The following is a 747-nucleotide window of genomic DNA, read 5'->3' as shown; positions in this document are numbered from 1 at the left end:
CGGATTGGGCGTACGACCGTGCTCACGCACGATGAAGGCACACCCACGGCGATCCCATTCGGACAGGATCATGCGCGTGCTGAAGTTGCGATCAGCAATCCACAGGTCGCCCGGATGCGAACGCTCTAGCAACGGCGGCATCACGGCGCGTTCCTGCGAGTGTGCATCTTCGCAAGGCTCCATATCGACGACCAGGCCCGAATCAGGGTCATACACCACAAGGGACTGGCCAGGCATTGCGGCGCCGCGAAAGGCGCGTAAAGGCTTCAACCGCTTTTCGCTTGCAGGCAAATGGTTACCGTCCACGATTCGGGTGCGGTAACCCGGAACCAGCGGTGCATTCCCCTGCAAAAATGGCGTGATCACATCGCCAAGGCGCTCGACGCTGCCGGTGACCAGAGCCCGTACCAGGTTCGGCTCGGTATGCTTGACCTTGTCGTATAAAGCTTGCACCGAAACAGGCAAATCGGGGTAAGCCTGCGCTGCAGCGTGAAGCGATGGCCGCAGCCCAACTGCGACCACGGACATCAGTTCGACTGTCGTCGAGAACAGTAGCTCCCTCTGGTATTGGGCGCCACGTTCACGCTCGAAAAGTGCATCGACCCAAGCAGGATCGAGGGCACGTTGCAGCGCCAGCCTTGCCATTACAGTCAGCGGGCTGATTTTTGCGCAGTGCGATACCACAGCATTCATCATCATGGCAGTGTCCTCCTGTCCCAGTTAGATGATGTTTGCTACAAAGAGTGC

General features: G+C 58.8%; 1 protein-coding gene. It reads right to left on the bottom strand.

Annotation, left to right across the window (positions count from 1 at the left end):
• Nucleotides 1-645 (bottom strand): transposase (locus tag ACP7DW_RS28655; protein WP_426057772.1); only part of this gene is annotated, 645 nt, incomplete at its 3' end.
• Between the last annotated feature and the right edge of the window lie 102 nt (nucleotides 646-747).

The sequence above is a fragment of the Janthinobacterium sp. PSRC1-1 genome (genome assembly GCF_049897525.1).
GTDB classification, from domain to species: domain Bacteria; phylum Pseudomonadota; class Gammaproteobacteria; order Burkholderiales; family Burkholderiaceae_D; genus Janthinobacterium; species Janthinobacterium tructae.
The sequence above is the reverse complement of the archived record's forward strand: the minus strand, read 5'-3'. Positions and strand labels throughout refer to the sequence as shown.